14 protein-coding genes are annotated in these 20,347 nt (G+C 71.9%); 4 read left to right on the forward strand and 10 right to left on the reverse strand.

Annotation, left to right across the window (positions count from 1 at the left end; translation table 11 throughout):
• Nucleotides 1–21 precede the first annotated feature (21 nt).
• Nucleotides 22–1,608, reverse strand: a complete 1,587-nt coding sequence (locus tag CLT71_RS11265) for a methyltransferase domain-containing protein (RefSeq protein WP_101367060.1) — start codon at nt 1,606–1,608, stop codon at nt 22–24.
• A 74-nt stretch (nt 1,609–1,682) separates the two neighbouring features.
• Here CLT71_RS11265 and CLT71_RS11270 point away from each other — a divergent pair, with 74 nt between their 5' ends.
• Nucleotides 1,683–2,264 (forward strand): helix-turn-helix domain-containing protein, encoded by a 582-nt coding sequence (locus CLT71_RS11270; protein ID WP_101367061.1) that lies wholly within the window; start codon nt 1,683–1,685, stop codon nt 2,262–2,264.
• A gap of 49 nt (nt 2,265–2,313) precedes the next feature.
• Here the strand turns inward: CLT71_RS11270 and CLT71_RS11275 are convergent, their stop codons facing one another.
• Nucleotides 2,314–3,513 (reverse strand): low temperature requirement protein A, encoded by a 1,200-nt coding sequence (locus CLT71_RS11275; protein ID WP_101367062.1) that lies wholly within the window; start codon nt 3,511–3,513, stop codon nt 2,314–2,316.
• A 183-nt stretch (nt 3,514–3,696) separates the two neighbouring features.
• On the opposite strand from CLT71_RS11275, the gene CLT71_RS11280 reads away from it, so the two are divergent.
• Nucleotides 3,697–4,707, forward strand: coding sequence for an LLM class flavin-dependent oxidoreductase (locus tag CLT71_RS11280; RefSeq protein WP_101367063.1), 1,011 nt, complete (start codon nt 3,697–3,699; stop codon nt 4,705–4,707).
• A 273-nt stretch (nt 4,708–4,980) separates the two neighbouring features.
• Here the strand turns inward: CLT71_RS11280 and CLT71_RS11285 are convergent, their stop codons facing one another.
• Nucleotides 4,981–7,245: a rhamnogalacturonan lyase family protein gene (locus tag CLT71_RS11285; RefSeq protein ID WP_101367064.1), complete on the reverse strand. Its 2,265-nt coding sequence runs from the start codon at nt 7,243–7,245 to the stop codon at nt 4,981–4,983.
• A gap of 472 nt (nt 7,246–7,717) precedes the next feature.
• Between CLT71_RS11285 and CLT71_RS11290 the strand changes: the two genes are divergently transcribed.
• Complete coding sequence (locus CLT71_RS11290; protein ID WP_101371345.1) at nt 7,718–8,908, forward strand: GNAT family N-acetyltransferase; 1,191 nt, start codon at nt 7,718–7,720, stop codon at nt 8,906–8,908.
• A gap of 131 nt (nt 8,909–9,039) precedes the next feature.
• On the opposite strand, the gene CLT71_RS11295 is transcribed toward CLT71_RS11290, so the two are convergent.
• On the reverse strand, nt 9,040–9,504 hold the full coding sequence (locus tag CLT71_RS11295) for a hypothetical protein (RefSeq protein WP_101367065.1): 465 nt from the start codon (nt 9,502–9,504) through the stop codon (nt 9,040–9,042).
• Between the two features lie 92 nt (nt 9,505–9,596).
• Complete coding sequence (locus CLT71_RS11300; protein ID WP_486483196.1) at nt 9,597–11,756, reverse strand: beta-galactosidase; 2,160 nt, start codon at nt 11,754–11,756, stop codon at nt 9,597–9,599.
• Between the two features lie 230 nt (nt 11,757–11,986).
• Here CLT71_RS11300 and CLT71_RS11305 point away from each other — a divergent pair, with 230 nt between their 5' ends.
• Entirely contained in the window at nt 11,987–14,332 is a 2,346-nt protein-coding gene (locus CLT71_RS11305; RefSeq protein ID WP_101367066.1) for a TIM-barrel domain-containing protein, read from the forward strand.
• 165 nt (nt 14,333–14,497) lie between these two features.
• On the opposite strand, the gene CLT71_RS11310 is transcribed toward CLT71_RS11305, so the two are convergent.
• The 5 genes from CLT71_RS11310 to CLT71_RS11330 all read right to left on the reverse strand — a co-directional run bounded on the left by CLT71_RS11310 (nt 14,498) and on the right by CLT71_RS11330 (nt 20,338).
• Nucleotides 14,498–15,967, reverse strand: a complete 1,470-nt coding sequence (locus CLT71_RS11310; protein ID WP_486483197.1) for an efflux MFS transporter permease — start codon at nt 15,965–15,967, stop codon at nt 14,498–14,500.
• 75 nt (nt 15,968–16,042) lie between these two features.
• Nucleotides 16,043–16,531, reverse strand: coding sequence for a MarR family winged helix-turn-helix transcriptional regulator (locus CLT71_RS11315; RefSeq protein WP_101367067.1), 489 nt, complete (start codon nt 16,529–16,531; stop codon nt 16,043–16,045).
• A gap of 101 nt (nt 16,532–16,632) precedes the next feature.
• Entirely contained in the window at nt 16,633–17,571 is a 939-nt protein-coding gene (locus CLT71_RS11320; protein WP_101367068.1) for a carbohydrate ABC transporter permease, read from the reverse strand.
• Nucleotides 17,568–18,716 carry an ABC transporter permease gene (locus CLT71_RS11325; protein ID WP_486483198.1) on the reverse strand — a complete coding sequence of 383 codons (1,149 nt, stop codon included), beginning with the start codon at nt 18,714–18,716 and terminating at the stop codon, nt 17,568–17,570. Before CLT71_RS11325 ends, CLT71_RS11320 begins: the two co-directional genes overlap by 4 nt.
• Entirely contained in the window at nt 18,713–20,338 is a 1,626-nt protein-coding gene (locus CLT71_RS11330) for an extracellular solute-binding protein (RefSeq protein ID WP_486483199.1), read from the reverse strand. Before CLT71_RS11330 ends, CLT71_RS11325 begins: the two co-directional genes overlap by 4 nt.
• Nucleotides 20,339–20,347: the final 9 nt, after the last annotated feature.

Consider the following 20,347-nt stretch of genomic DNA (forward strand, 5'->3'; position numbering starts at 1 on the left):
CCGGACGCCCCGGTTCCGGCGCTACCGCTGGCGGCGCGCGACCAGCACGGCGTCGGCGATGTTGACCTCACGCCCCTCCGGATCCAGCACCGACCGGGGCCGGGACTCGGCGACCAGTACGGCCCAGTCGGCCGGGTCGAGCGCGCCCGCGACCTCCTCGGCGGTGAACATCATGTCCGGGAAGTGCATCCGGTGTGTCGAGGTGTGCAGGTCGGACGGGTGGTGCCCGACGATCAGCAGGGTGCCGCCGGGAGCCACCGCGGCGGCGAGCCGGGCGAACAGTTCCCGCCGTGTCTGCCCGGGCAGGTGCATGTACTGCGACGACACCAGGTCGTACCGGCCCGGCTCGGGTGGCTGCGCCCGCAGGTCGGCGTGTTGCCACTCGATCCGGGCGGCGATCTCGGCACCGGCCGCCTCGGCGTGCTCGGCGGCCCGGCCGAGTGCCGTGGTCGAGATGTCCACCCCGGTCACCTGCCAACCCCGCTCGGCCAGCCAGATGGCGTCGGCACCCTCTCCGCTGCCGACGTCGAGGGCCCGGCCCGGTGCCAGCCCGGCCGCCTCGGCCACCAGTTGCGGGTTGGGGCGTCCGCTCCAGATCGCCGGGCGGGCCCGGTAGCGCTCCTCCCAGCCCTCCTGCTCGAAGATGGTGTGCACCTGGTGCCGGTAGGACTCGACGGCCTCCCGGGTCTCCTCGGCGACCAGGTCGGCGTTGATCCCGGCACCGGCGAGCAGGCCGGACGCGGCGGCCGAGATCACCTGGGCGCGTACGTCCGCCACGTTGCCCGCCACCCAGACCCCGGGTGCGGCCAGCCCGCCCGGGTCGGCCGGGATCTGGCTGCCGACGACGTGACCGCCCATCTCCACCTCGACCGGCTTGATTCCGAGCGACTCCAGCACTCCGGCCCGGGCGGTGAACCGGGGCGCGACCACCAGCACGTCGAGCGCGACGACCTCGCCCGAGGCCAGGCGTACCCCGGTGAGGGTGTCGTCGGCGATCTCCAGGCCGGCGACCCGGCCGGGTACCACCGGGATGGCGCGCGCCGCGAGCAGTTCGGCGTCGGCCGGCTCCAGGGCCGGGGCGTCCTGGGTCAGCAGCAGCACGTGCGGGCTCAACTGCCGCCACAGGTTCACCTGGTGCAGTGCCACCGGCATCGGTCCGGCCACCAGTACGCCGATCCGGCGGTCCCGCACCTCCCAGCCGTGGCAGTAGGGGCAGTGCAGCACGTCGCGGCCCCACCGCTGGGCCAGCCCCGGCAGTTCGGGCAGCTCGTCGACGAGTCCGGTCGTCACCAGCAGCCGCCGGGCCCGCAGCTCGGCTCCGCCGTCCAGCCTCAGCCGGAAGCCGTCGCCGTCCCGGGTGGCCGCCTCGACCCGACCGTCGAGGGTCTCGCCGCCGTACCGGGCCAGCTCGGCACGACCGTCCGCGACCAGTTCCGCCGGTGGGCTGCCCTCCCGGCCGAGGTAGTTGTGCACGCCGTCGGCGGGTGCGTTGCGAGGCGCTCCGGCATCCACCACCAGCACCGAGCGCCGGGCCCGGGCCAGCGCGACGGCTCCGGCCAGTCCGGCGGCGCCGCCGCCCACCACCACCACGTCGTAGGTCCTGTCCATGCTCCGCTCCCCTTCTTCGGTGTTCCGCCCCACCGTGCGACGCGGGGAGCAGATCGGCAACTATCCTTGCCGGTATGGCAAACGAGGAGGAGTTCGCACTTGCATCGGTCGGCCCCCGGCTGCGCGCGTTGCGTACCCAGCGGGGCAGCACGCTGACCCAGCTCGCCGAGGTCACCGGCATCTCGGTGAGTACCCTGTCCCGGCTGGAATCCGGTGGCCGCAAGCCGACGCTCGAACTGCTGCTGCCGCTCGCCCGGGCCTTCCAGGTCTCCCTGGACGAGCTGGTCGACGCGCCGGCCACGGCCGACCCACGGGTGCACCCGCGCCCGATCGTCCGGCACGGCGTCACGTTCCTCCCGCTGACCCGCCGGCCGGGCGGTCTGCAGGCGTTCAAGCAGATCCTTCCGCCGAACACCCCGAGCGAGACGGAGCAGCAGACCCACGAGGGCTACGAGTGGCTCTACGTGCTCTCCGGCCGGCTGCGGCTGCGGCTCGGCGAGCACGACCTGATCCTGACCCCCGGCGAGGTAGCCGAGTTCGACACCCGGATCCCGCACCACATCTCCAACCCCGGGCCGGGGGTCGCCGAGGTCCTCTCGCTCTTCGGGCCGCAGGGCGAACGGCTGCACGTGCGCGCCCGCCCGACCACCAAATGATCCCGACCAGGAGACGATCCCGACCACGAGATGATCTCGACCGGGCCGCTCAGAGCGGCGAGGCGGCGGGCCTCTGGCGCCCGCCCCGGACCCGGAACAGGTCGTGCAGGGTGATGCCGAACAGGATCGTGCTCACCGTGCCGGCGACGGCCAGCGGCGGCAGGAAGAGCATCCCGGGCGCCACCGCCAGCAGCGCGGCGATGCCGATCAGCCGGGACGGAAGCAGCGTGCCGAAGACCTCGTACCCGAACCGGGCCCGGCCGGCCAGGAAGAGCGCCGGGCCGCCGACGATCACCCCGACCCAGGCGCCGTCGGTGTGCCCGAGCGGGCGGACCACCACGAGTTCGTAGCCGACCGCGGTGGTGACCACCCCGGCCACGATCGCCAGGTGGGTGTAGGTGGCCGACCAGGCGAACCGGGTCGGGTCCCGGGCGGTGGCGAACCCCTCGGCCAGCATCAGCCCGGCCTGGAAGAAGTAGATCCGCCAGAGCAGCACCGTGGTGGTGAAGGCGATCAGGAAGGCCGCCGACTGGGCGGCGGTGAACTCGCCGCCGCTGAAGGCGAAGCCGGTGACCAGGATCGACTCGCCGAGGGCGATCAGGAAGAACTGCTGGTACCGCTCGGCGATGTGCTCGCCGGCGAAGATCCACTCCGGACTCCTCGACGAGCCGAGCCTCGGGGTGGGCCAGCGCAGCCGGTGCCCCAGGTAGTCGGTGACCAGCGCCACGCCCCAGAGCAGCAGCCGGAGGTCGCCGCCGACGAGTGCTCCGCCGACCCAGAGCGGTGCGGTGCAGAGCGACCAGAAGACCAGCCGTACGGAGATCCGCTGCCGGGGGTCGCCGCGCAGGGTGAGCCCCAGCAGGAACGGCCGGCCGAACTGGAGCATCAGGTAGGCCAGCGCGAACATCAGCCCGTGCTCGCCGAACGCCCTGGGTACGGCGACCGCCATCACCATCGAGCTGAACATGGTGACCACCACGATTGCCTGCACCAGTGGCCGCTCCGGGTCGAAACGGCTGGTCATCAGGGTGGTCATCGACCAGAGCAGCCAGAGGGCCAGCAGCAGTACCATCGCGCGGAGCGCCTCGAGGAAGACCTCGTGGTCGAGTGCGGTGAGGTCGTGCACCAGCCGCTGCGACACCCGGGTCAGGGCGAAGACGTAGACCAGGTCCAGGAAGAGCTCCAGGAAGGTCGCCCGTGGCGAGCTTTCCTCTCTGCGCAGCAGTTCCGCCCCGCCACCGAGTACCATCCGCCCCCTGACTTCCCCCGCCGCCCGCCGCTGCTGGCGAATGCGCACGTCCCCTGAGCGAGGAATACCACGCCGGCGCCGGCGCCCGGAGCGGGGCCGGACAAACCCGTCCGGAGATCGGGAGATTGGCCGATCGGGTCCGCCACCCGGAAGAAATCGGGCTCGGCGCGGGTTGCCGCACGTGTGATCGACGTACCGTTGTCTGTCCTTGACCTCGCACCGGTCGCCGCCGGCACCACAGCCGGCGCGGCCCTGCGGCACACCACCGAACTCGCCCGGCGCACCGAGGAACTCGGCTATCACCGGTTCTGGGTGGCCGAACACCACAACATGCCGGCGATCGCCAGCTCCGCCCCGGCGGTGTTGATCGCACACGTGGCGGCGGCCACCTCGACCATCCGGGTCGGGTCCGGCGGGGTGATGCTGCCCAACCACGCGCCGCTGGTGGTGGCCGAGCAGTTCGGCACGCTGGAGGCGCTGCACCCGGGCCGGATCGACCTGGGCATCGGCCGGGCGCCCGGCACGGACCAGCCGACCGCGCTGGCGCTGCGCCGGACCATGGCCGGGCTCTCCGCCGAGAACTTCCCGGAGGAACTGGACGACCTGGTCAACTACTTCACCGGGGAGCGACCCGGTCCGATCACCGCCACCCCAGGGCTGGGCGACCGGCCGGCGATCTGGTTGCTCGGCTCCAGCGGGTTCAGCGCCCGCCTCGCCGGGCTGCTCGGCCTGCCGTTCTCCTTCGCGCACCACTTCAGCTCGGCGAACACCCTGCCGGCGCTGGCGCTCTATCGGCAGAGCTTCCAACCGTCGCGCTGGCTGGACCGGCCGTACGCGATGGTGGCGGTGAACGCCGTCTGTGCCGAGGACGACGAACGGGCCGAGTGGCTCTCCGGCCCGGCCTCGCTGTCGTTCCTGCGGCTGCGTACCGGCCGGCCGGCCCCGCTGGCCAGCCCGGAGGAGGCGGCGGCGTACCCGTACACCGAGGCGGAGCGGCAGTTCGTGCACGAACGGCGGGCGGGGCAGGCCTTCGGCTCGCCGGAGACGGTACGTGGACAGCTCACCGACCTGCTGGCCCGGACCGAGGCCGACGAGTTGATGCTCACCACGATGGTCTACGACATCGCCGATCGGGTCCGCTCCTACGAGCTGATCGCGGAGAAGGTGGCCGGCGGGCTCCGCCGCCAGGACTGACCGGGCCCAACGATCTCCACCGCCCCGTTCCCGGCGGTGGTGCGTGACCGGCGTCACGCCGTCCTGATGTCGCGAAACACACTCTTCACCGTGCCGTCATCGACAGGCACCGGAGAGCGCCTAATGTTCTTACCGGTGGTGGTTCGACAAGCGCGATCGGGACGGGTCGCGTGATGTCGCGGTGTGTGCCGCACCGGCCCGCGGGGAGATGAGCGACCCCGCGGGCCGGTGCGGCTTCGCGTTACGCGGCCCCGAGCCAAGCTGTCGAAGGCGCTACCGCAGATAGATCGACGGTGCCGGCGGGGTGGACATGCCGTTGCCGATGAAGAAGCTCGGGTGCGGCGGCTGGTTGTAGGCGGTGTTCTGCCAGGCGATCGCCACCCGGTACATCGGGTCGTGCATCAGGGTGTGGATCCGGGTACTGGTCTGGGTCGGTGTGCTGTAGATCCGCAGTGCGCTGTTGTCACTGGTCCGCCAGATCACCTCCTCGCGCCAGTCTCCGAGGATGTCCGCCGAGAGCGCCGGGGTGGCCTTGGTGCCGTTGTTCGACGCGACTCCGCTGCCGGTGAGCAGCCGGGTGTCGGAGCTGGTGCCGTACTTGTCGATCCGGGTCTGGTCGAGCAGTTCCCGGACCGGGTCGCCGTCCCACCAGATCAGGAAGTTCGCCGACGACGGCTTGCGGCCGACGTTCGACCCGCTCGGGCTGCGCAGCCCGTCGACCGCCGACGACCAGGACTCCGCCCCGGCGCTACCGGCGTAGACGTCCCCGGCCACGCCCCGGCCGTTGTCCCCGGCCGCCGCCGTCGACCAGTAGATCTGTCCGGTACGCGCGTTGGCGAACCAGGACGACGGCTTGGAGGAGTCCTCGCTGACCTTGAAGTACTCCAGCCCGGACCGGCTCGGGTCGAGATCGCCGAGGTGGGCCGCGTCGCCGTGCCCGTGCCCGGTGTTCCAGAGCGGGGAGCCGTTGTCGTTGATCGCCATCGCCCCGTACAGGATCTCGTCCCGCCCGTCGGCGTCCACGTCGCCGACGGTCAGCGAGTGGTTGCCCTGGCCGGCGTACTGCGACCCGGCGGAGTTGGAGTCGAAGGTCCAGCGCCGGGTCAGCGAGCCGTTGCGGAAGTCCCAGGCGACGACGACGCTGCGGGTGTAGTAGCCGCGCGCCATGATCAGCGAGGGCCGCTGCCCGTCCAGGTACGCCGTGCCGGCGAGGAACCGGTCCACCCGGTTGCCGTAGTTGTCGCCCCAGGACGAGACGGTGCCCCGGGCCGGCTCGTAGTTCACGGTCGAGCGCACCGCCCCGGTCAGCCCGTCGAACATGGTCAGGTACTCCGGCCCGGCCAGCACGTAGCCGCTGGAGTTGCGGTGGTCGGCCGAGGACGAGCCGATCACCTGGCCGGTGCCGGAGCGGCTGCCGTCGGCGGTCTTCATCGCCACCTCGGCGCGACCGTCACCGTCGTAGTCGTAGACCTGGAACTGGGTGTAGTGCGCGCCGGCCCGGATGTTGCGACCCAGGTCGATCCGCCACAGCCGGGTACCGGTCAGGGTGTACGCGTCGACGTAGACGTTGCCGGTGTAGCCGGACTGCGAGTTGTCCTTGGCGTTGCTCGGGTCCCACTTGAGGACGATCTCGTACCGGCCGTCGCCGTCCAGGTCACCGACGGAGGCGTCGTTGGCCGCGTAGGTGTACGCCTCCCCGGACGGGGTCGTGCCGCCAGGCGGCACCTGGAGCCGTACGTCGAGATAGCCGTTGCCGAACTGGAGAGCCGGCGCCGACGCCGCCTGCTCGGTCCCGTTCACCACCGCCCGCACCGTGTACGCCGAACCGGCCGCGGCGCCGGAGTCGAGGTAGTTGGTGGCGCCGGTGATCGGGGTCGAGTTGACCCGGGTCGAGCCCCGGTAGAGGTTGAACGACACTCCGGAGGTCTCCGTGCCGAGCAGCCGCCAGGAGACCAGGTTGGCGCTGCCGGAGCGGACGCTCACCAGGCCCCGGTCGAGGTTCTCGACCTGCTTCGCCCCGGCCGGCGGATCGGTCGGCGGCGGGGTGGTGACCGGCGGGGTGGTGGCCGGAGGGGTGGTGGCCGGCGGAGTGGTAGGTGATCCGCCGGGCGTGGTCGGTGCCACCGTGCCGGTGCAGGTGGTGCCGTTCATCGCGAAGCTCGTCGGTACCGGGTTGGCGGAGGTCCACGACCCGTTGAACCCGAAGCTGGTGCTGGCGTTGGTGGCGAGCGCGCCGTTGTAGCTGACGTTGGTGGCGGTCACCTGGCTGCCGCTCTGGCTGACCGTGGCGTTCCAGGCCTGCACGACCTGTTGGCCGGCGCCGTACGTCCAGGTCAGACTCCAACCGGTGACCGGGTCGCCGAGGTTGGTGAGGCTGACACTGGCGCCGAAGCCGCCCTGCCATTCGTTTGTCACCTGGTAGTCGACCCGGCAACCGGCCGCGGCGGCCGAGGCGACCATCGTGAAGGCGCCGGTCGCGGCGAGCGCGGCGACAGTGGTGGTTGCGAGCAGGGTGCGGCGATGTCGCGAGATACGCATGATCAACTCCGTTGATGGCGGGGAGCGGTACCGGGGTTCCGCCAGCCCGACCGGGGATGGCGGCGAACTGCCGGCCCTGCCCGGGGCCGGCCGGACCCGGACCGCGGGAGGGTGGCCGAAATGGAACAGTTCAACGGCAACCCGACAACGGGGGTACGGCTTCCTGCGCATTTGAATGCTAGGGCAACCGCTTTCCGATGCACAACATCGACGGCCCTGAGTTTAAAGGTTTCAGTTCGACGACCCGGGAGCTGGACGCGGCCAGGTACATGCCGTTCAGGTCGAACGCGTGCCGCTCGCGGAGTTACCCACGCGCTCGCCCGGCTCACTGCCGATCAGGACGGTCCTCGGCGCCGCCCGCCGCCGAGCGGGCGATCCGGTCGACGACGCCGACGGATGCGCCGACCGGCCTCGGTGAACCCGATGGTGACCCACCCGACCGCGTGGCTAGGCTCGTCCGGTGCACCCCACCATCGTGATCCGGCCCCTCGACGCCGGCGACCTGGCCACCGCCGACGAGCTGGGCCGGCTGGCCTTCGGCGGCGCCCCGCCCACCGCGCCGCCGCCACCCCGCGACCCCCAGCCCGGCGCCACCGGCTACGGCGCCTTCGACCCCGACGGCCGGCTCGTCGGCAGGGCTGTCGACCTGCACCACGAGCAGTGGTGGGCCGGCCGCCCGGTGCCGGCGGCGGACGTCGCCGGAGTCGCGGTGCTGCCCGAGGCGCGCGGCCGGGGTGTCGCGCTGGCGCTGCTGCGCGACCTGCTCCGGGGCGCCCGGGAGCGGGGTGCCGCGATCAGCGCGCTCTACCCGACGGTGACCGGGCCGTACCGGCGGGCCGGCTGGGAGGTGACCGGTGCGCTGCGCGCCGTCGACCTGCCGACCGTGGCGCTGCCCCGACACCGGCCGGCGTCCGGGCTGACGGTCCGACCCGGCGGTCCCGCCGATCTCGCCGCCGCCGCCGACCTCTACGAGCGGGTCGCCCGGCACCGCTGCGGCCTGCTCACCCGCCGGGGCGGGGTGTTCGAGCGGGACGAGACCCCGACAGCGCTGCCGGACGGGGTGGACGGGCTCACCCTGGTCGAGCAGGACGGCCGGCTGGTCGGGTACGCGAGCTGGCAGCGCGGGCGCGGCTACGACCGGCAGGCCGTGCTGACCGTCGAGGAGATGCTGGCCGAGACCCCGGAGGCTGCCCGGGAACTGGTCGGGGTACTGGCCAGCTGGCAGAGCGTGACCCCGACCGTCCGGCTCTGGCCACTGGGTGCCGACGCGATGGCCGTACAGCTGCCACTGGAACAGGCTCGGCAGCACGAGCAGCGGATCTGGATGCACCGGCCGGTCGACGTGGTTCGGGCGGTACGCGACCGGGGCTGGCCGGCACACGTACGCGGTCGGGTCGACTTCGCGCTGACCGACGAGATCGCACCGTGGAACACCGGCACCTGGCGGCTGGAGGTGGAGGGCGGCGCTGCGCAACTGCACCGCATCCCCGACGAGCCGGCCGCCCAGCTCTCGGTACGCGGCTTCGCGCTGCTCTACACCGGCGCCGCCGACGGCTATGCGGTGGCCGAGGCCGGCCTGCTGCACTGCCCCGCCGGTACCGATCCGGGAGCGCTCGACCTGCTCGGCGCCGGTCCCCGGGCGGAACTGCTGGACTACTTCTGAGCGTCCCGGCAACCTTCCCGGGGCCGAGCGGACTGGTCAGCTCGCTGCGGACGGGTCAGGTCGCTGCGGACGGGTCAGGTCGCTGCGGACGGGTCAGGTCGCTGCGGACGGGTCAGGTCGCTGCGGACGGGTCAGGTCGCGAAGGCCAGCCCCGGGACGAACAGCAGTCCACAGCAGAGCACGCCGACCACACCGAAGGTGACCAGGGCGATGCTGTAGTTCGACCACATGCCGAACTTCGTCACGTCGGTGCCATGCCCGTCGTAGACCCGGTTGCGCAACCCGCCGAACCGGAACGACAACTGGTGTCCGGCGCCCGGCTGCACCACGACCCTCGTGGTGATGAGCGGAAAACCGAACAGGTCCGTGTACTTGACCTCGTGCTCGCCGGGCGGCAGCGGGATGTGGAAGGTGCCCTCCGCCATGCCGAACACCTCGTAGCCGTTGATCCTCAGCTTGCTGGTGCTCGGCGCGGGCACGATGTAGGGCCCCCGGTTGGCCGAGACGACAAGCGCGCCCCAGCCCGGCGGCAGCGCGACCGGGTACGGATAGGCGGCCAGCGCCATGCCCGGCGGTGGGGCCCAGGGGTATGCCATCGGCTCATCCTGGCACAGCCGCCCCGACCGCCCGCCTCGGGTCATCGGGCATCGGCCCGTCTCGGGTCACCGGGACGTCGTCCTGGCGCGGGTCACCGGGCGTCGACCCCGCTCGACCAGAACGCCGGGCAGTTCTCCCGGAGCACCGCGACGCCGCCGGCCGGCAGCCGAACGGCGTCGACGGGTACGCCGCCGAGCAGGTCCACTCCGGACACCGGGACGGTCTGCGCCTCATCGGTGTGGTTGAGCAGGAACAGCCAGCTCGCCTCGGCGGTGGACCGGCGGACCGCCTCCACCCCGGCCGGCGCGACCGGGCAGGTGGGTTCCGCACCGGCCGCCTCGGCCAGCCGGGCCAGCAGGTCGCGGTACGGGTCGTCGTCGAGCCGGGTCGAGAGGTACCAGGCCACGCCGTCGCCGTACCCGTGCCGGGTCAGCGCCGGCTGGCCGTCGAGCGGTCCGCCGGCGTAGCCGACCGCCGGGGTCGCGCCGGTCAGCCGGACGGTCTCGGCCCATCCCCGGCCGGTGCTGCCGTCCGAGAGCGGCACCCGGGTGTCCGGGTCGAGCGGATGGAACTCCTCCACCCGGATCCCCAGCAGGTCACGCAGGGCTCCCGGATAGCCGCCGACCCGGACCCGGGCGTGTTCGTCGGCGATCCCGCTGAAGTAGCTGACCAGCAGGTGACCGCCGGCCGCCACATAGTCGCGGATCCGCGAGGCGTACCGGTCGGAGATCAGGTAGAGCGCCGGGAGCACCAGCAGGGCGTACCCGAAGAGGTCGTCGCCGTCGGTGACGAAGTCGCCCGGGTAACCCGCCCGGAACAGCGCCCGGTGCGCCGCCGAGACCTCGTCGGCGTAATCGAGCCGCGCCGAGGGCAGCACGGTGGCCTGCAACGCCCACCAACTGGCGGCGTCCCAGGCGATCGCCACCGGTGCCCGTACCGTCCCGGAGTCCACTTCGGAGAGTCGGTCGAGCAGCGCGCCGAGCGAGACCGCCTCGCGGAACGCCCGGCTGTCCGGGCCGGCGTGCGGGACGAGGGCGGAGTGGAACACCTCGGCGCCGCCCCGGGAGGCCCGCCACTGGAAGAACATCGCCCCCCGGGAGCCCCGGGCGACGTGCGCCAGGCTGTGCCGGGTCATCCGGCCCGGCTCCTTGGCGTGCATCCGGCCGGGGGTGAGGATCAGGTTCGGCGCGCTCTCCATCAGCAGCCAGGCCGGGCCGGCTGGCGGGTTCCGGCCCGCCGGCGGGTCGACGGCGCTCCGACCGGCCCGGTTAGGAAGGGCCCCCGCTTCTACAGAATCCGATAAGAGGGGGCCCTTCCTTGCGCCGGCCCGCTGCCCGTGCCGGGCCCAGGACCGGGCCAGGTCGGCGGCGAACGCGGTCTGTTCCTCGGCGCCCGGCCCGGCGTCGGTCGGATAGTGGTCGATCGCCACCAGGTCCACCTCGGCGGACCACCGGGCGTGGTCCACCGGTACCCAGCCACCGAGGACGAAGTTGGTGGTCACCGGTACGTCCGGAGTGGCGGCCCGGAGCAGGTCCCGCTGTTCGGTGTACGCCGCCAGCAGCTCGTCGGAGACGAACCGGCGGAAGTCGAGCAACTGGCTCGGGTTGCCGAGGTACTGGGTGGCCCGGGGCGGACGGATCTGCTCCCAGTCCGAGTAGTGCTGGCTCCAGAAGCTGCCGGTCCATGCCTCGTCGAGTCGGTCGAGGTCACCGTATTCGGCTCGCAGCCAGGCCCGGAACGCGACGGCCACGTGCTCGCAGTGACAGGTGGTGCCGTACTCGTTGTGCACGTGCCAGAGCGCGAGCGCGGGATGCTCCCGGTAGCGGTCGGCGAGCGCGGCGGCGATCTCCCGGGCCGCCGCCCGGTACGCCGGAGCGCTGGCGCAGTAGGTGTCCCGGCTGCCGTGACTGAGCCGTACCCCGTCGGCGGTGACCGGCAGCGCGTCCGGGTGCCGGAGCGAGAACCACGGCGGCGGGGAGGCGGTCGGGGTGGCCAATGCCACCCGGATGCCGCCGTCGTGCAGCAGGTCGAGCACCCGGTCCAGCCAGTCGAAGTCGTACCGGCCGGGCTGTGGTTCGAGCCGGGACCAGGCGAAGACCCCGACGGTGACCAGATTGACCCGGGCCCGCCGCATCAGCTCGACGTCGGTGGGCCAGACCTCCGCCGGCCACTGCTCCGGGTTGTAGTCACCGCCGTAGCAGAGCCCGGTCAGACCCTTCGGCCAGCGCACCCGCCCCGCCTCTCCCGGCACACCCGCAACCGTCGCCGTTGACCTTTGTTTGGGCTCCCGCCAAAGTAGGCGGGCGGCGCCCCCCTGTCAACGGCCTAACCCGTCCACCCCGGCGGGCGGGCCGGATGCATCGACTGCGGTCGCGCCGTTGACAGTTTGTTGGGTTACCAAAGAAACTAAAGGGAGTCCATGCGCCGTCCGGCACCGTCGGAGGTGCGCGGGATTCGCGTCCCGGGAGCCGAGGAGACCGTATGCCGTACCGCCCGCCCCTGGTGCCGCACGAGACGTTCGTCGCCGACCCACCCGACCTGCCGGTCCGGGCACCGGGCGAGCACGGGCTCTCCGCGCTGCACCGGGCCGAGGTGCTGAGCACGGACGCCGAGGGCGTGACCCTCAAGGCGGCCACCTCGGACGGCGGCTCGCTCGCGGTCCGGATCACCGCCGCCGCCGAGGGCGTCATCCGGGTACGCCTCAGCGAGGACCCGCTCGCCCGTGGCCGGGCCAGCCGGGCGCTGCCCCTGGTGCACCCCCAGCCGCACCGCGCCGAGGTACGCGTCGACGGCGACCGGGTCCGGGTCGACGCCGGTGCGGTGGTTGCCGAGTTGAGCCTCGACCCGTGGCACCTGCGCTTCGTCGACCCGACCGGCGCGGTACTCGTCGACCAGAGCCGGGGCGAGCAGGACATCAGCGGCCGGCTGCGTACCCTGCCGTTCGGCCGGTCGCTTGTCGACGGTGCGGTCGCCGCCTACCACGAGAGTTTCGTGGCCCCCGGCGACGAGCGGTTCGTCGGGCTCGGCGAGAAGTTCACCCCGCTGGACAAGCGCGGCCAGCGTGCCCTGATGTGGAACTTCGACGCCTTCGGCAGCGAGTCGGACCGCTCGCACAAGAACATCCCGCTCTACCTCTCCAACCGGGGCTACGGGGTGCTGGTCGACAGCGGCATGCCCGTCGAGTTCGACATCTGCCAGTCCACGCACAGTTGCGTGCAGATCCTGGTGCCCGACGACCTGATCGACTACTACGTGATCGCCGGCCCCGGCCCCACGCAGATCCTGGACCGCTACGACCGGTTGACCAGCCGGCCGGCGCTGCCGCCGAAGTGGGCGTTCGGCGCCTGGATCTCGTCGGGCTTCTTCCGGGACAGCCAGCAGCGGGTGCTGGAGCGGGCGCGGCGGATCCGCGAGCGCGGCATCCCCTGCGACGTGCTGCACCTGGACTGCTACTGGCAGGTCGCCGGGGCCTGGTCGGACCTGCGCTGGGACGCCGAGCAGTTCCCCGACCCGGCCGGCATGCTGGCCGAGCTGGCCGGGCAGGGCTTCCGGGTCAGCCTCTGGATGAACCCGTACGTGATGACCGGCAGCCCGCTCTACGCCGAGGCCGCCGAGGCCGGCTACTTCCTGCGCCGGACCGACGGCTCGGTCTACGTCGCCGACACCTGGCACGGCAGCCACCCGGCCGGCGGGATCGTCGACTTCACCAACCCGGCCGCGGTCGACTGGTTCACCGGGCTGCTCCGGCCGCTGCTGGAGCAGGGCGCCAGCGTCTTCAAGACCGACTTCGCCGAGGGGGTTCCGGCGGACGCGGTGGCGCACAACGGGATGACCGGGGTCGAGCTGCACAACGTCTACTCGCTGCTCTTCAACGACGTGGTGGTGAAGGTGACCCGGGAGGTGGCCGGGCACGGCACGGTGTGGGCCCGGTCGTCGTACCTCGGCGGGCAGCGGCACTCGGCACAGTGGAGCGGCGACGTGAACGCGACGTACCCGGCACTGGCCAGTACGCTGCGCGGCGGGCTGAGCCACGGCCTCTCCGGAGTACCGTTCTGGAGCCACGACAGCGGCGGATTCCACGGTACGCCGACGCCGGATCTCTACGTCCGCTGGGCGCAGTTCGGGGCGTTCTCCCCACTGGTCCGGTTCCACGGCACCACCAGCCGGCTGCCCTGGGACTTCCCGGCCGAGGCGGAACGGCTGGCGGTGGAGGCGCTACGGCTGCGCTACCGGTTGATGCCGTACCTCTACTCGGCGGCGGTGGCCTCGGCCCGGACAGGTGCGCCGATGATGCGGGCCCTGCTCGTCGACTCCCCCGACGATCCGGCCGCCTGGACGGCCGAGCTGGAATACCGGCTCGGCCCGGACCTGCTGGTGGCGCCGATGACCAGTCCGGAGAACCGGCGGCACCTCTATCTGCCGGCCGGCGACTGGATCGACTTCTGGACCGGTCAGCTGCACGCCGGTGGCCGGCACCTGCGGGTGCACCGCCCGCTGGACCAGATCCCGCTCTTCGTCCGGTACGGCGCGCTGATCCCGGTGCTGCCGCCGGCCGACCGGATCGGTGCCGGAGCATTCTCCGAGGTCACGGTGTTGAGCTTCGGCGCCACCGACGGCAGCACCGTGGTGCACGACGTCGACGGCGACACCACGATCCGGGCCACCCGCTCCGGCGACGAGTTCCGGGTGGAGGCCGACGGGCCACTGCGGGTCGGTGGCATCGCCCTCGCCCCGGTCGAGGGTGCCCGGCTGCCCGGGCGGCTGCTGCTGGGCGGTACCGCGACGAGCGCGGTGCCGCTGGACGGACTGCCCACCGTGCGGGGTTGAAGGTCGGGGCGGGGTGCCCAGGTGGGGGGCGCCCCGTCCCCCTTCAGGTGACCGCCGTCGGGTCAGGCTTCCCTTGACCGCCCCGGTCAGTGACTCGGGCGACCGCCCCCGGTCAGTGCCTCAGGCGACCAGCCCGGTCAGTGCCTCAGGCGACCGCCGGAGGGGTCAGTGCCGGGCGGGTTGGCGCAGCACCGTGAACGCCACGGCGAACGCGGCCACCACCAGCCCGGCGGCGACCGCGAAGGCCAGCCGGAACCCACCGGTGAGCGCGGCCGGCTGGCTCGCACCGGCCGCCAGCAGCGCCTCGGTACGCCCGGCGGCAAGCGTGGCGAGCACCGCGACACCTACCGCCATGCCGAGCTGCTGGGTGGTGTTGAACAGGCCGGAGGCGAGCCCGGCGTCGTCGGAGCGGGCGCCGGACATGCCGAGGCTGGTCAGCGCCGGCAGGGCGAGCCCGAAGCCGGCGGTCAACAGCATCACCGGCAGCAGGTCGGTGAGATAGTCGGCCCGGACCGGAACTCGGGCCAGCAGCCCGAGCACCCCGGTCAGCAGCACCAGCCCGACCAGCAGGACGTTCCGCTCGCCGAACCGGGTGTTGAGCCGGGCCGAGACGCCGAGCGAGACCGCGCCGATGATGACGGCGGCCGGCAGCATCGCCAGCCCCGTCCCGGCGGCACCGTAGCCGAGCACCTGCTGGAGGTAGAGCGCGACCAGCACCTGGAACGTGAAGCAGGCCGCGATCATCAGCACCTGCACCAGGTTGGCCCCGGCGACGTTGCGGGACCGGAGGATCCGCAGCGGCATCAGCGGGCGGCTCGCGGTGGCCTGCCGGACGACGAAGGCGACCAGCAGCAGTACGGCGAGTCCGCCGAAGCCCAGGGTGGCCGGTGAGGTCCAGCCCCTCGACTCCACGCTGACCACCGTGTGCAGGCCCAGCCCCAGGCCGGCGGTGACCAGCAGCGCGCCGAGGACGTCGGCGCCGGCCGCCCGGCCGAGTCCCCGGTCCGCCGGCAGCACCGGCCGGGCGATCGCCAGCGCGGCCAGCCCGATCGGCAGGTTGATGAAGAAGATCCAGTGCCAACTGAGCAGGTCGGTGAGGACGCCGCCGAGTACCTGACCGAGCGAGGCGCCGGCCGCGCCGGTGAAGGCGAAGACCCCGATGGCCCGGGCCCGTTCCCGGGGGTCGACGAAGAGCGTCACCAGGATACCCAGCGCGACTGCGGTCGCCGCGGCGCTGCCGACACCCTGGCCGAACCGGGCGAGGATCAGCATCCCCGGGGAGCCGGCCAGCCCGGCCAGCACCGACGCGGCGGCGAACAGGGCCGTGCCGGCCAGGAACATCCGCTTGCGGCCGAAGAGGTCACCGAGCCGGCCGGCGAGCAGCAGCAGGCTGCCGAAGGCGAGCAGGTAGGCGTTCACCACCCAGCTCAGGCCGGCGGCGGAGAACCCGAGGTCCCGCTGGATGGCCGGCATCGCCACGGTCACGATGCTGCCGTCGAGGATGGTCATCAGCGTCCCCGACGCGATCACCCCGAGGGCCAGCCACCGGCGACGGTAGGCGGATCCGCCGGGCTCCGGCGGCTCGGCGGTGGTCGGGGCGGTCGTGGGAATGGCGGGTGCGGAAGTTTCGGACACGCTGTCCTCCTGTCAGGTGGAACCGACAGGAGGGACCGTAGCAGATAGTTTCGTTGCGGACTATCTGTCTGCGACCTAGCTTTCGCGTTGCCGGGCACGGCGTACCGGCCCGGGTGTCTCGACCGGCTCGGCCAGGTGCCCGGTGACCAGCCCTTCCATCACCCGCAGGAAGACCGCCCGATCCCGCTCGCCGAGCGTCGCCAGTACCTCCGCGTGCACCCGGTCCACGATCGCCTGGCTCTCCGCCGCCACCCGCGCCCCCTCGGCGGTGACCGCGATGATCCTGGCCCGCCGGTCCGTGCCGGACGGCCGCCGGGTCGCCAGGCCGGCCGCCTCCAGCGCGTCGACCGTGACCACCATCGTGGTCTTGTCCATGTCGCCGAGCTCGGCGAGCTGGGCCTGGGTCCGCTCCTGCCCGATGGCGTGCACCAGCACACAGTGCATCCGGGCGCTCAGCCCGATCTCGGCCAGCGCCGCGGCGATCCGGGTACGCAGCACGTGACTGGTGCGGTCCAGCAGGAAAGAGACGTCCGGAACGGTCCGGGTCGGTGCCATGGCGGTCATGTCCCAAGCATACCAATCCGTTCCGTTACGGATTATCTACCAACAGTCACACTCTGCCCGTCGGCCACTCTGCCGGTCCACGGCTGCTGCCGGGCGCGGGCTCAGCCCTTCACAGCGCCGATGATCACGCCCTTGACGAAGTGCCGCTGCACGAAGGGATAGACCAGGACGATCGGTGAGACCGTGACCACCACCACCGCCATCTTGATCGCCAGCGTCGGCGGCATCGAGACGCCGAGCGTACCGGCGTTGTTCGGCGTCTGGCCGGCCAGGATGAAGCTCTGCAACACCCGCTGGATCGGGAACTTCGAGTTGTCGTCGATGTAGAGCAGGGCGTTGAACCAGACGTTCCAGTAGCCGACCGCGTAGAAGAGTCCCACCACCGCGATCACCGCCCGGGAGAGCGGCAGCACGATCCGGGCCAGGATCCGGAACTCGCCGGCACCGTCGATCCGGGCGCTGTCCAGCAGCTCCGCCGGGATGTTCTGGAAGAACGCCCGCAGCACCACCAGGTTGAAGACGCTTATCGCGGTCGGCAGGATCAGCGCCCAGATCTGGTCCTTCAGCCCGAGCCCGGTGACGATCAGATAGCTCGGCACCATGCCGGGATAGATCAGGAAGGTCAGCAGGAAGTAGAAGAGCAGCCCCCGGTGCCCGACCGACCCGGGCCGGGACAACCCGTACGCGGCGAGCACGGTCAGCACCAGGCTCACCGCCGTACCGGCCAGGGTGACCAGGGTGCTGATCCAGAGCGCCTGGGTGACCAGCCCACCGGCGAAGATCGCCTGGTACGCCGAGAAGTCGATCTCCCTCGGCACCACCACCAGTCCCCCGGCAGCGTTTATCGTCTCCCGGGAAGAGAGGCTGGTCACCAGCACCACCCAGAGCGGGATCAGCACCGCCAGCACCACACCGGTGAGTACGCCGCCCCGGAAGACCTGGCCGACGGCGCTCGGCTTCTCCTCCCAGGCCGGCCGCCGGTTCCGCCCCCGGCGCCGGTGCGGCGGAACCGTCCGCAGTGGATCTGTCACAGTCGTCATGATCGCGAGTACACTCCCCGCTCGCCGAGGGCGTGGGCGAACCGGTTGGCCGCCAGGATCAGCACCAGCCCGACCACCGCCTTGAACAGTCCGGCCGCCGCCCCGTAGCCGTAATTGCCGGTGGCGATGGAGTTGTAGTAGACGAAGGTGTCCAGCACCTCGGCCGCCTGCCGCCCCACCGCGTCACGTTGCAGCATGAACTGCTCGAAGCCGACCGAGAGCGCGTCACCGAGCCGCAGGATCAGCAGCAGTACGATCACCGGCCGCAACCCGGGCAGCGTCACGTGCCAGAGCCGCCGCCACCGACCCGCCCCGTCGACCGCGGACGCCTCGTAGAGGTGCGGGTCGATGGTGGAGAGCGCGGCGAGGAAGACGATCGTGCCCCAGCCGACGTCCTTCCACACCGTCTCGGCGGTGACCAGCACGATGAAGGTGTCCGGGTTGGACATGATGTTCCACGGTTCGAGCCCGACGTCGCGCATCTCCTGGGCGAGCAACCCCGCCCCGCCGAACATCTGCACGAAGAACGTGATCACAAGTACCCAGCTGAAGAAGTGCGGCAGGTAGACGACTGTCTGCACGAAGCCCCGCAGCCTCGGCGAGAGGATGTTGTGCAGCATGATCGCCAGCACGATCGGCAGCGGGAAGTAGAAGACGAGTTGGAACGCGGTGATCGCCAGGGTGTTGCGCAGCGCGTCCCAGAACGCCGGGTCGCCGAAGAGCGCCTCGAAGTTCGCGGTACCGATCCACGGGCTGTGCAGGAAGGCCGCCAGCGGGGTGTCCCCGGCGTACGGGTTGTAGTCCTGGAACGCGACGACGTTGCCCAGCGTCGGCAGGTAGTGGAAGACCAGCAGCAGCAGGGCCGCCGGGGCCACCATCACCAGCAGCGGCCAGTCCCGGCGCAGCCGGGCCCGCAGCGGCGCCCGCTCGCGCCGCCGCGCCCGCCCGGGCCGCACCGGCTCGCGCCCGGTCCGGGTCGCCGGAGGGCCGGGCCGGGCCGGTGCCCGGCCGTTCCGGGCCTGCCCCGGCGGGGTGGCCGGCCTCTCGGCGGGGCGGGACGGGGCTGCGGTGGGAGCGGCGAGCCCGGGCGGGCGGCTCCGGTCCTCGCCGGGGCCGCCCGCCCGGGCCGTTTCGCGGGTACTCATCGCCCGGCGTCGGCCAACGCCTTGGCGCGGAACTCCCGGGCCTCGTCACCACCGCCGTTGCGCCACTCGGTGATGATCGCGTCGAGGTCGCTGATCGGCCGGCGGCCGCGCAGCAGGTCGGTCACCTTGTCGTCGGTCGGGACGAGGCTCGCCTTGTACCGGGCCGGCATCTCCAGCTTCAGTCCCGCCCAGGGGTCCTTCTCCAGGTACTTCACCATCTCGTTGGAGTAGGTGAGCATGTCCCGGACGTAGTTCGGGGTCTGCGGGTACGGCTGCACCACCGGGCTGCGCCCGCTGATGAAGAAGTACTGGTTGACGATCTCCTTGAAGCCGAGGTCGGTCTTGACCGGGCCGGTCGCGGTCCGGTTGTGGTGCTTGCCCTCCACCCCGTACTCGCGCAGGTCGAACTCCTTGGTGCCGAACGGTGCCGAGCACCAGTTGATCACCCGCAGCAGCTCCTCCACCCGGGCCTTGCCCAGCCCCTTCTTGATGAAGGTGTACGAGATCGGGTTGTCGTCGCCCCAGACCAGCGGGTCGCCGCCGGTGGCGGAGAAGATCGGCACCGGCTGGATGTTGAAGCCGGGGGTGATCCGCTGCTGCTCGGCCTGCATCGCCTGCCAGGCACCCGGACCGTCCTGCTTGAAGAGGATCTTGCCGCCCGCGAGAAGCTGCTTGGCGTCGGCGCCCCTGCTGGCCACCAGGTCGGGGTGGACCAGGCCGGCCTGGTAGACCTTGGCCATGAACTCGACGGCCTGCCGGTATTCCGGCGTCTCGTACTTGAACTCCGGAGTGCCGTCCGACTTCAGCCGCCAGCCGTCGTCGGTGCCGGGCACCTTGTGGAACATCTGCACCATCGCGAAGATGTCGTCGAACGCCCAGACCCCCTTGCCGGGGTCGGTCACCTTCTTGCCGACCTCGAAGAGTTCCTCGATCGTCTTCGGATAGCCGAGGCCGGCGGCGTCGAGCAGGTCCTTGCGGCAGAAGAGCGCCCACGGGAACGGCCCGTCCTTGGGGCAGGGCACCGCCATCAACCGCTCGTTCCAGAACGCGTTGCGCCAGGCACCGGCGGGGAAGGTGGCCAGCATCGGGTACGGGTCGATCCCGGCACCCTTGAGATGGTCGGTGAGATCCTCGAAGAGCGCGGTGGTGGCGTCGGCGAACCGCGGCAGTTTGGAGACCTCCCACTCCGGTACGCAGAGCAGGTCCGGTACGTCGCGGGCGCCGAGCATGGCGTTGAGCTTGTCGGCGTACGTGTTCCCGTCCTGGACGCTGAAGTTGACCTCCACGCCCAGTTCCGCGTTCACCGCCGCGAGGTACTGGCTCTGGCCGAGTCCGGGCGGAGCCGGTCCCCAGGCCGGGGTCATCGCGTTGATCCGCTGGCCGCTGCTGCCGGGCTTGTCGGTGATGGCGTCGACAAGGGTGCTCGGGAACTCGGTGTAGCCGTCCGGCACCGGGCGGGTGCCGACGATGGTCGGCTTGGGGATGCCGGGCGGCAGGTCCTTCTGGTTCGGCAGCAGTCCGGCGAGCTTGTCCAGGTCCTGGGCGTCGCTGGTGGAGGCCACCTCGCCGCCGCAGCCGGCGAGCAGCCCGCTGCCGACGGTCGCCGCGGCACCGAGGCCCACCAGGCTCAG

This window comes from Plantactinospora sp. CNZ320, assembly GCF_002846275.1.

What these genes read in the sequence shown, in the direction of transcription:
- CLT71_RS11275 (WP_101367062.1), bottom strand. Translation starts at nt 3,513, where the DNA reads ATGGTACTCGGTGGCGGGGCGGAACTGCTGCGCAGAGAGGAAAGCTCG.
- CLT71_RS11320 (WP_101367068.1), bottom strand. Translation starts at nt 17,571, where the DNA reads ATGACGACTGTGACAGATCCACTGCGGACGGTTCCGCCGCACCGGCGC.
- CLT71_RS11270 (WP_101367061.1), top strand. Translation starts at nt 1,683, where the DNA reads ATGGCAAACGAGGAGGAGTTCGCACTTGCATCGGTCGGCCCCCGGCTG.
- CLT71_RS11305 (WP_101367066.1), top strand. Translation starts at nt 11,987, where the DNA reads ATGCCGTACCGCCCGCCCCTGGTGCCGCACGAGACGTTCGTCGCCGAC.
- CLT71_RS11295 (WP_101367065.1), bottom strand. Translation starts at nt 9,504, where the DNA reads ATGGCATACCCCTGGGCCCCACCGCCGGGCATGGCGCTGGCCGCCTAT.
- CLT71_RS11285 (WP_101367064.1), bottom strand. Translation starts at nt 7,245, where the DNA reads ATGCGTATCTCGCGACATCGCCGCACCCTGCTCGCAACCACCACTGTC.
- CLT71_RS11265 (WP_101367060.1), bottom strand. Translation starts at nt 1,608, where the DNA reads ATGGACAGGACCTACGACGTGGTGGTGGTGGGCGGCGGCGCCGCCGGA.
- CLT71_RS11325 (WP_486483198.1), bottom strand. Translation starts at nt 18,716, where the DNA reads ATGAGTACCCGCGAAACGGCCCGGGCGGGCGGCCCCGGCGAGGACCGG.
- CLT71_RS11315 (WP_101367067.1), bottom strand. Translation starts at nt 16,531, where the DNA reads ATGACCGCCATGGCACCGACCCGGACCGTTCCGGACGTCTCTTTCCTG.